The sequence below is a fragment of the Plantactinospora alkalitolerans genome (assembly GCF_015690345.1).
Lineage (GTDB): Bacteria > Actinomycetota > Actinomycetes > Mycobacteriales > Micromonosporaceae > Plantactinospora > Plantactinospora alkalitolerans.
In genome coordinates this window covers 1-8,802 of record NZ_JADPUN010000419.1, presented here as the reverse complement: position 1 = coordinate 8,802, position 8,802 = coordinate 1, and the positions used below count along the sequence as shown (strand labels likewise).

The window sequence follows — 8,802 nt, the reverse complement described above, 5'->3', positions numbered from 1 at the left end:
ACGTACGCCCGGGCGGCCGGCAGCGGGTGCAGCCGGAACGCGCACTCGGTGATCAGCCCGAGCGTGCCGTACGCCCCGGTCACCAGCTTGCCGAGGTCGTAGCCGGCGACGTTCTTCACCACCTTGCCCCCGGCGTGCGCGACCACGCCGTCGGCGCGTACCAGCGTGACCCCGATGAGCAGGTCCCGGACGGTGCCGTAGAGCATCCGACGGGGCCCGCTGGCGTTCACCGAGACCGCCCCGCCGACGGTCGCCCCGCCAACCGTGGCGCCCGGCGGCGGGTCGTCCAGGGCGAGCTGCTGTCCGGCCGGGGCGAGTACGTCGCGCAGCTCGTCGAGCCGGGTACCGGCCCGTACCACCACGATGAGGTCACCGGCGGCGTGTTCGACGACGCCGGTCAGCCGTCCGGTGTCCAGGATCAGGTCGAGGGTGCGGGGTGGGGCGCCCCAGTCGAGCCGGCTACCCGCGCCCCGGGCGACCACGCTGAGCCGCAGCTCGGCGGCGGCCCGCAGCACCGCCGCCGCCTGCTCGGTCGAGCCGGGGGTGGCGACGAGCCGGGCCGGTACGCCGCCGACCACATCTCCCGGTCCGGCCGGGCGTACCACCTGCCCGCCGCTGTCGTCGGGTCTGCCGCTGTCGTCGGGTCTGCCGCTGTCGTCGGGTCTGCCGCTACCGTCGGGTCTGCCTGTGTCGTCAGCTCCGCTGTTGCCGTCGGGTCCGCCGGCATCCGGTGTGGCCACCGCGCCGCCGCCGGCCGCCACCGCGGCCCGCAGCGTCTCGAGTTGCGTCGTCGTCGTGTCGAGCTGGGGCATGGCTCAGAACACCTCCGCGAGACCGGCCTCCTGGAGTGGATGGGCACCCCTGCGCCGGCCGGGCACCTCGCCACAGAGCCGGGGCGTGGGGAAGATCTTGCCGGGGTTCGCCAGTGCGCGCGGGTCGAAGGCGCACCGGAGCAGTTGCATGGTGTCCAGGTCGTCGTCGGTGTACATCCGGGGCAGGTACTTCGCCTTGTCCATCCCGACGCCGTGTTCCCCGGTGATCGACCCGCCGTACGCGACGCAGAGGTCGAGGATCGCGCCGGAGAGTTCCTCGGCCCGCTCGGCCTGTCCCTCGATCGCGTCGTCGAAGAGGACCAGCGGGTGCAGGTTGCCGTCCCCGGCGTGGAACACGTTCGCCACCCGGATCCCTCGCTCGGCGGCAAGTTCACCGATCCGGCGCAGCACCTCGGGCAGCGCGGTCCGGGGGATGACCCCGTCCTGCACGATGTAGTCCGGGCTGATCCGGCCCACCGCCGCGAACGCCGACTTGCGACCCTTCCAGAACAGCGCCCGTTCGGCGTCGTCGGCCGCGATCCGGATCTCGAACGCGGCGTTGTCCCGGCAGAGCCGCTCGACCTCGGTGAACTGGGCGTCGACCTCGGCGGTCGGGCCGTCCAACTCGACGATCAGCACCGCACCGGCGCCGGCCGGATACCCGCAGTGCACCGCCGCCTCGGCCGCCTCGATGGCGAGCGCGTCCATCATCTCCACCGCCGCCGGCACCACCCCGGCGGCGATGATCGCCGAGGTCGCCGCGCCGGCCGCGTCCGTACCGGGGAAGGCGGCGAGCAGGGTACGGACCGACTCCGGCGACCGGACCAGCCGTACGGTGACCTCGGTGGCGATCCCGAGGGTGCCCTCCGAGCCGACGAAGGCGCCGACGAGGTCGTATCCGGGACTGTCCGGCGCCCATCCGCCGAGCCGGACCAGGTCGCCGTCCGGGGTGACAACCTGGAGCCCGAGGACGTGGTTGGTGGTGAAGCCGTACTTGAGGCAGTGTGCCCCGCCGGAGTTCTCCGCCACGTTGCCGCCGATCGAGCAGATCTGCTGGCTCGACGGGTCCGGCGCGTAGTAGTAGCCGTGCGGTGCGGCGGCCCGGGTCACCGCCAGGTTGATCACCCCGGGCTCGACCACGGCCCGCTCGTCGTCCGGCGCGAGTTCCGTGATGGCGCGCAGCCGGGAGGTGACGATCAGGACGCCGTCGGCGTGCGGAAGGGCGCCGCCGGAGAGTCCGGTGCCGGACCCTCGGGCCACGAACGGTACGTTCGCGGCGACGCAGGCCCGGACGACAAGGGCGCACTCCTGCGCGGTGTGCGGCAGCACCACCAGCGCCGGTACCACCCGGTACTGGGCCAGACCGTCGCACTCGTAGGTGCGGAGCCGGGCCCGGTCGTCGATCACCTGCTCCGCGTCGAGCGCGGCGCGCAGCACCCCGGCCAGTCTTCCGATCTCGACTCTGGACACCAGCGACCTCCGGGCAGGCTCAGCGCGTCGGTTCGGCGCTTCGGCGTCGGCTCAACGTTCGGCGTCGGTTCGGCGCTTCGGCGTCGGCTCAACGACTTCGGCTCGGCGCCATCTCGTCGGCGCGTCGGGTTTCAGGGCAGGGGCTCAGGGCATCCGTTCGTAGGCGGGCAGGGTGAGGAAGTCGACGAAGTCGTCCGCCACGGCGACCTCCATGAACAGTCCGCGGGCCTCGGCGTACCGGCCGGGATCGTCGCCGAGCCTGCCGATCTCCTCGTCGGCGATCCGCTCCACCAGTTCCCGGGTGACCGGCACACCGGTGTCGAGCGTGATGTCGTTGTGCAGCCACTGCCACACCTGGGAACGGGAGATCTCCGCGGTCGCGGCGTCCTCCATCAGGTTGAAGATCGCGACCGCGCCCGATCCACGCAGCCAGCTTTCCAGGTACTGGATGCCGACGCTGACGTCGTTGCGCAGGCCAGCCTCGGTCGGCTGGCCCGGGGTGCCGGCGACGTCGAGCAGTTGGGCCGCGCTGACCCGTACCTCCGGGCGGGTCCGGTCGAGCTGGTTCGGACGGTCGCCGAGCACGGCGTCGAAGACCTCGCGGCAGATCGGTACCAGGTCCGGATGAGCCACCCACGAGCCGTCGAAGCCGTCGTTCGCCTCGCGGGTCTTGTCGTCCCGGACCTTCGCCAACGCCGTCTCGTTGACAGCCGCGTCGCGCCGGCTCGGGATGAACGCCGCCATTCCGCCGACGGCGTGCGCCCCGCGCCGGTGACAGGTCCGGACCAGCAGTTCGGTGTACGCCCGCATGAACGGCGCGGTCATCGTCACCGCGTTGCGGTCGGGGAGCAGGAAGTCGGTGCCCCTGGTCCGGAACTTCTTGATCACGCTGAACATGTAGTCCCAGCGGCCGGCGTTCAGCCCCGCGGAGTGCTCGCGCAGCTCGTAGAGGATCTCGTCCATCTCGAATGCGGCCGGGAACGTCTCGATCAGCACCGTGGCCCGGATCGTGCCACGGGGGATGTCCAGCCAGTCCTGGGCGAAGTCGAAGACGTCGTTCCAGAGCCGCGCCTCCAGGTGGCTCTCCAGCTTCGGCAGGTAGAAGTACGGCCCCGCACCGGCCTCGAGTTGCGGCCGGGCGCAGTGGAAGAAGTAGAGCCCGAAGTCGACCAGGCTGCCGGAGCTGCGCTCACCGTCGACCAGGATGTGCTTCTCGGTCAGGTGCCAGCCGCGCGGCCGGACCACGATCGTCGCCAGGTCGCCGTCCCGCAGCCGGTACTGCTTGCCTTCCGGCGAGGTGAACTCGAGCTTGCGGGCGATCGCGTCCCGGAGGTTGAGCTGCCCCTCGATCACGTTCGGCCACAACGGGGTGTTGGCGTCCTCGTGGTCGGCGAGCCAGACCTTGGCGCCCGAGTTCAGCGCGTTGATCGTCATCTTCGCGTCGGTCGGCCCGGTGATCTCGACCCGCCGGTCGACCAGTCCGGGTGCCGGCTCGGCGACCCGCCACTGGCCGTCCCGTACCGCCGCCGTCTCGGCGAGGAAGTCCAGGCTGCCGCCGGCCGCCAGCTCCGCCTCCCGCTCGGCCCGCCGGGCCAGCAGTTCGCGGCGGCGGCCGTCGAAGGACCGGTGCAGCGCGGCGAGGAACTCCAGCGCCTCAGGGGTGAGCACCTCGTCGTAACGGTCGCCCATCGGCCCGGTGACCTGTACGCCTCCCGACAGACCCATCCCGCACCCCTCACCCTGGTAACTGATCTCCATCACCACCCTACGGCCGCCCGCACTTTAAGGAAGGGCCCCTTCTTATCGTTTTCTGCATAGGAAGGGACCCCTCTTAACACCTCGTGCCGTCAGCGGATCGCCCCGCCGTTCGCCCGGCAGGTGTCCCGGACATGCCAGAAGTTGCTCAGGTAGTCGTCGTGGATGCCACGGCCCATGATTCGCAGCAGGGCTTCGTCGGCCTGCCGCAGTGCGGACATGTTGTAGTTGTGACTGCCCGTGAAGACCCGGGGCACGATGTCGTCGTCGTACGCGCCGTCGATGAGCATGTACTTGGAGTGGGTCCGGATGTCCCGTCCCGGAGCGACGTTGTAGTTGCACTTGGTCAACTGGATGTTGCTGCCGAGCGCGTCGAGTACACCGGCGTTGGCCTCGCTGTAGACGACGTCGACCCAGCAGCCGGCGTTGCGGAGCGCGGTGAGCTTCTTCGCGATCTCCGGCCGGTTGAACGAGAACATGTTGACCCGTACGTCGGTCTGTCGGGTGGTGCCGGCGTCGTCGTACGAGCACGATCGCACCGAGTCCAGCACGCTGACGATGGTGTCGCTGGCGGCGTCGTGGATCGACGTGCCGGAGCGCTCCCGCCGGGGGAAGAAGTACGCCCGGTACGTCGTCCCGGTCGGGGTCCCCCAGTAGTAGTTGTTGTCGCCCGTCGAGCTGTACCGGTGGGAGCGCAGGTCCGCGAAGTACGTCCGATAGGCCTGGTACGTGGTGGCGTCGCTGAACGTCACCGCGTTGTTGTACGCCTCGTTCGCGTCCCACCAGCCCAGGTTCGCCGAGCCCTGGAAGACCACGTTGGACACGGTCGACCCGTTGTTGAGCACGATGCTCGAGGCGGTCAGGAACTTGTTGTGGTTGTACGCGGTGACCGAGGAGTCGGTGTAGTTGATGGTCCGGGTGCCGATGCATCCCCGATCCTGGCTGGGAAACTGGTCGGCGCAGTGCACGATGTACGACCCTGCGGTGTCGTTCGAGCCCAGCACCGGCAGCAGCCGTTGGTACGGGCGTTCGGTGACCTGCTCGTGGTCAAGGATGATCTTGACGCGTACCCCCCGCTGGTACGCGTTCAGCAGTCGTGCGGGAAGGTCGGGGGTGGTGGCCGAGTCCGTCACGTCGGTGACGCCGAACCCGAACCACGACATCTGGATCTCTCCTCCGGCCGGCACCCGGTCGATGATCCGGGCGAGCTGGATGAAGATCGTGTTCTGTTCGGCGGCCGAACCGGTGGGCTGGTTGAAGACCGCGTCGTTGAGGGTCGGGTCCGGCTCCGCCGCGATGGCCGAGCTGCTGGCGTCGGCCGGGTTGGCGGCGTTGGCCGGGCTGGCGGCCAGGGTCGGTGTGCCGAGCGTGCCGAGGGCGACGATGAAGACGAGTGCCGATCGCGTCGCCAATCTTGGCGAAAATTTACCTATCCGCATGCGTCGATGATTACATCGACATCGATCGGGATCCAGCCCATCGGCGCCGGCCTTTGCCGTCGGCCGGGTACAGATGCGGTCCGCCGCCCCGGAGTCGCCCTCGGAGCCGCGACCGGACCCTCACCGGAGATCTGACCGACGAGCAGGTTGTGGCCGTCGCGGGCGGAGAACTGTGACCGACGGAACCGTCGGTATCGGGACGGAACGTCGGCCGGGCGTGGTTACCCGGAAGGTGAGCGGTCGGGACGTCGACGTCGTGGTGATCGGTGCGGGTCAGGCCGGGCTTTCGGCCGGCCACCACCTCCAGCGGGCCGGGTTCGCGCCGGAGACGGGGTATGTGCTGCTGGACGGTGGCGCCGGTCCGGGCGGGGCGTGGCGGGACCGCTGGCCGACGCTGCGGCTGGCCGGCGTCCACGGGATCCATGATCTGCCCGGTCGGGCCCTGGGCGAGCCCGACCCGGGCCGTCCGGCCGCCGAGGTGGTCGCGGAGTACTTCGGGGCGTACGAGCGTGAGTTCGACCTTCCGGTGCACCGACCGGTGAACGTGACCGAGGTGCGGGACCGGGCCGACGGCCGGCTGACGGTACGCACGGATGCCGGCGAATGGACCGCGCGAGCGCTGATCAACGCGACCGGAACGTGGCGGCACCCGTTCTGGCCGTACTACCCGGGGCAGTGGTCGTTCGCGGGGCGGCAACTGCACACCGCCGACTACCGGGGTCCGGCGGAGTTCACCGGCCGGCGGGTGGTGGTCGTCGGCGGTGGCACCTCCGCCGTCCAGTTGCTGGACGAGATCGCCGGGGTGGCCGAGGCGACCCGGTGGGTCACCCGGCGTCCGCCGGTCTTCGACGACGCCGAGTTCTCCGAGGATCGCGGTCGGGCCGCGGTTGCCCGGGTCGACGCGACCGTACGCGCCGGTCGTCCCCCGTCGAGCGTCGTCAGCGCGACGGGTCTGGTGTGGACTCCGCAGACGCGCCGGATGGACGCCGCCGGTCTGCTGCGTCGGCTGCCCATGTTCGCGCGGATCACGCCGGAGGGTGTCGTCTGGCCGGACGGCAGCAGCTTCGACGCCGACGTGATCTTCTGGTGCACCGGCTTCCGGGCGGTGCTGGACCACCTCGCGCCGCTGAGGCTCCGGTCGCCCGGTGGCGGGATCCTGATGGACGGCACGCGGGTCGTCACCGACGACCGGGTGCACCTGATCGGGTACGGCCCGTCGGCGAGCACGGTCGGCGCGAACCGGGCCGGTCGAGACGCCGTACGGGAGATCCGGCGGCTGCTCGGCGGTTCGCCGGTGACACTCCGCTGACCAGCGCAAACGCGCGCCGGCAGGCCCTTAACACGTTCCGCCGGACGGCTCACCGGATTTGACGAATGGGGCTGGAAGCGGCAACGTAGGGCAAGTACGGCCTGTTGCCACAGCCGAGAGTTCGAGAGCGACGAACGTCCGCCGTACCCAGGCGTCAGCCCGGTCCCGCGTGAGCGTGGGAAACCGAATGGGCTGGCTACATGTCCGATGGCCGCCGCGATGTCCGAAGGCCGCACCGGCTCAGTCGCGGGTGCCCGGAGCACGCCCACACGGATGGGCGTACGGGCCGAGCGCACAGAAAAATCCACGAGGAGTTTGCATGCTCACCATGACCGAGAACGCCGTACTCGTTATTCGGGACCTGACCACCCAGCAGGAGGTGCCGGACGGTGCGGGACTGCGTATCGCCAGTGACCTGGCGGCCGGGTCGCTGAACCTGTCGCTGGCCGAGAGCCCGGCGCAGGGCGACCAGGTGGTGGACAGTGACGGGGCCAGGGTCTTCCTGGACCCGCAGGCCGCCCAGATCCTCGACGACAAGGCCCTCGACGCTGCGGTCGACGCGCAGGGCGCGGTGCAGTTCGGGTTCGCTGAGCAGGGCCCCATCGCCTGATCCGGCGGCAGGGCTTCTCCGGCCCCGTCACGCGGTGATCGGTGCCCTCCGGGTCCGACGGCCCTGTCCGGCCACGGTCCGATGGCTCGATCCGGCCCCGGGACGAGGTCCGGTTCGGCGGCGTGCTGGGAGGCGTCGGGGTCGACAGGTCCGTCCGGTGTGGATGGTCGGGCCGGTTCGGTGCTCCTACCACCTCGGCCGGGTGGTACGGGCGGCCCCGGGGATCCCGCCCGCCGTCGAGCCGGCCCCCGGCCGTGGCCGAATTCCCTGGGTGGATCCGGCGGAGGCCGGTACGATCCACGCCGTGCACCGGCGCTTCCCGATCACCCCACCGCCCCGCGCCTGAGCGGGGCGTACACCCCAGCGTGCCCAGCCGGTAGGGCGGGCGCGCGGTGTCAGCATGATCCGGGACCGCCCCGCTTCCGCGACCGATTCCCTTTCTCGTCGCAGGAGCGCGAACCTTCATGTCCAGATTCCAAGCACCGTTCGCCGCCGTACGTCGGCGATCCGACGTCGGTCCGATCTACCTGATCATCTCAGGCACGTTGTGGGGCACGGGCGGACTGACCGGCAGTCTGCTGGCCCGGACCACCGAACTCTCCCCGATCGCCGTCGCCGCCTACCGGCTCGCCGTCGGCGGTGCGTTGATCGTGGCGTTTCTCGCCGTCACCGGGCGGCGGGTGCCACGCGGTCGGGCGGCCTGGACCCGGATCTCCGTGTTCGGCGTACTGGCCGCCGTCTACCAGGCGTGTTACTTCGGCGCGGTGTCGTTGACCTCGGTCAGCCTGGCCACGCTGATCACCATCGGGGCCGCGCCGGTGCTCGTACTGGCGGCGGAGGCGGTCACGGGCCGGCGCCGGGTCGACCGCCGGAGTGCCGCAACGTGCGCCCTGGCGCTGGCCGGACTCGGCCTGCTGGTGGGGCTGCCGGCCGGCGGTGTCGGGACGGTGGCGATGCTGGCCAGCACCGGTCTGGCCCTGCTCTCCGCGGCCGGGTTCGCCGCGATCACGCTGATCGGTGCCAGGCCGGTGCGAGGACTCGGTGAACTGGCCGGCACCGGGTTCGCCTTCACCATGGGCGGGCTGCTGCTGGCGCCGCTGGCGGTGGGGACGGCCGGACTCGGCTTCGCCCCGGAACCGGGCGCCATCGCCCTCCTGGTCGCCCTGGGCACCGGTCCGACGGCGGTCGCCTACCTGCTCTACTTCCGGGGACTGCGTACCGTCCGGCCGGCCACCGCCGCGCTGCTGGCGTGGCTGGAACCGCTCGTCGGCGCGCTGCTCGCCGCGCTGCTGCTCGGCGAGCGGCTCGGCCCCGTCGGCGTACTCGGCGCGATGCTGCTCGGGGCGGCGGTGGTACTGGCCGCACGGGAGCTCGCCGTTGCCGGCCCGGCGGCGACCGATCGCGGGG

At 71.1% G+C, this 8,802-nt stretch carries 7 protein-coding genes; 3 read left to right on the top strand and 4 right to left on the bottom strand.

Features of this window, described 5'->3' with window-relative positions; all coding sequences use genetic code 11:
* The 4 genes from I0C86_RS40425 to I0C86_RS40410 form a co-directional block, all read right to left on the bottom strand.
* Window positions 1–812: FAD-binding oxidoreductase (locus tag I0C86_RS40425; protein WP_230395609.1), on the bottom strand; the 812-nt coding region annotated here is incomplete at its 3' end.
* Between the two features lie 3 nt (window positions 813–815).
* On the bottom strand, window positions 816–2,282 hold the full coding sequence (locus I0C86_RS40420; RefSeq protein WP_196206604.1) for an FAD-linked oxidase C-terminal domain-containing protein: 1,467 nt from the start codon (window positions 2,280–2,282) through the stop codon (window positions 816–818).
* Window positions 2,283–2,426: 144 nt separating this feature from the next.
* Window positions 2,427–4,007, bottom strand: coding sequence for a malate synthase A (aceB, locus tag I0C86_RS40415; protein ID WP_196206603.1), 1,581 nt, complete (start codon window positions 4,005–4,007; stop codon window positions 2,427–2,429).
* Between the two features lie 122 nt (window positions 4,008–4,129).
* Entirely contained in the window at window positions 4,130–5,449 is a 1,320-nt protein-coding gene (locus tag I0C86_RS40410) for a phospholipase D-like domain-containing protein (RefSeq protein WP_230395608.1), read from the bottom strand.
* A gap of 199 nt (window positions 5,450–5,648) precedes the next feature.
* Here I0C86_RS40410 and I0C86_RS40405 point away from each other — a divergent pair, with 199 nt between their 5' ends.
* The 3 genes from I0C86_RS40405 to I0C86_RS40395 all read left to right on the top strand — a co-directional run.
* Window positions 5,649–6,785, top strand: a complete 1,137-nt coding sequence (locus I0C86_RS40405) for an NAD(P)-binding domain-containing protein (protein WP_323374157.1) — start codon at window positions 5,649–5,651, stop codon at window positions 6,783–6,785.
* Window positions 6,786–7,104: 319 nt separating this feature from the next.
* The gene (locus I0C86_RS40400; RefSeq protein ID WP_196206601.1) at window positions 7,105–7,395 is read left to right on the top strand and encodes a HesB/IscA family protein; all 291 of its coding nucleotides are present in this window, start codon (window positions 7,105–7,107) and stop codon (window positions 7,393–7,395) included.
* 464 nt (window positions 7,396–7,859) lie between these two features.
* The coding region (locus I0C86_RS40395; protein ID WP_196206600.1) for a DMT family transporter at window positions 7,860–8,802 on the top strand (943 nt) is incomplete at its 3' end.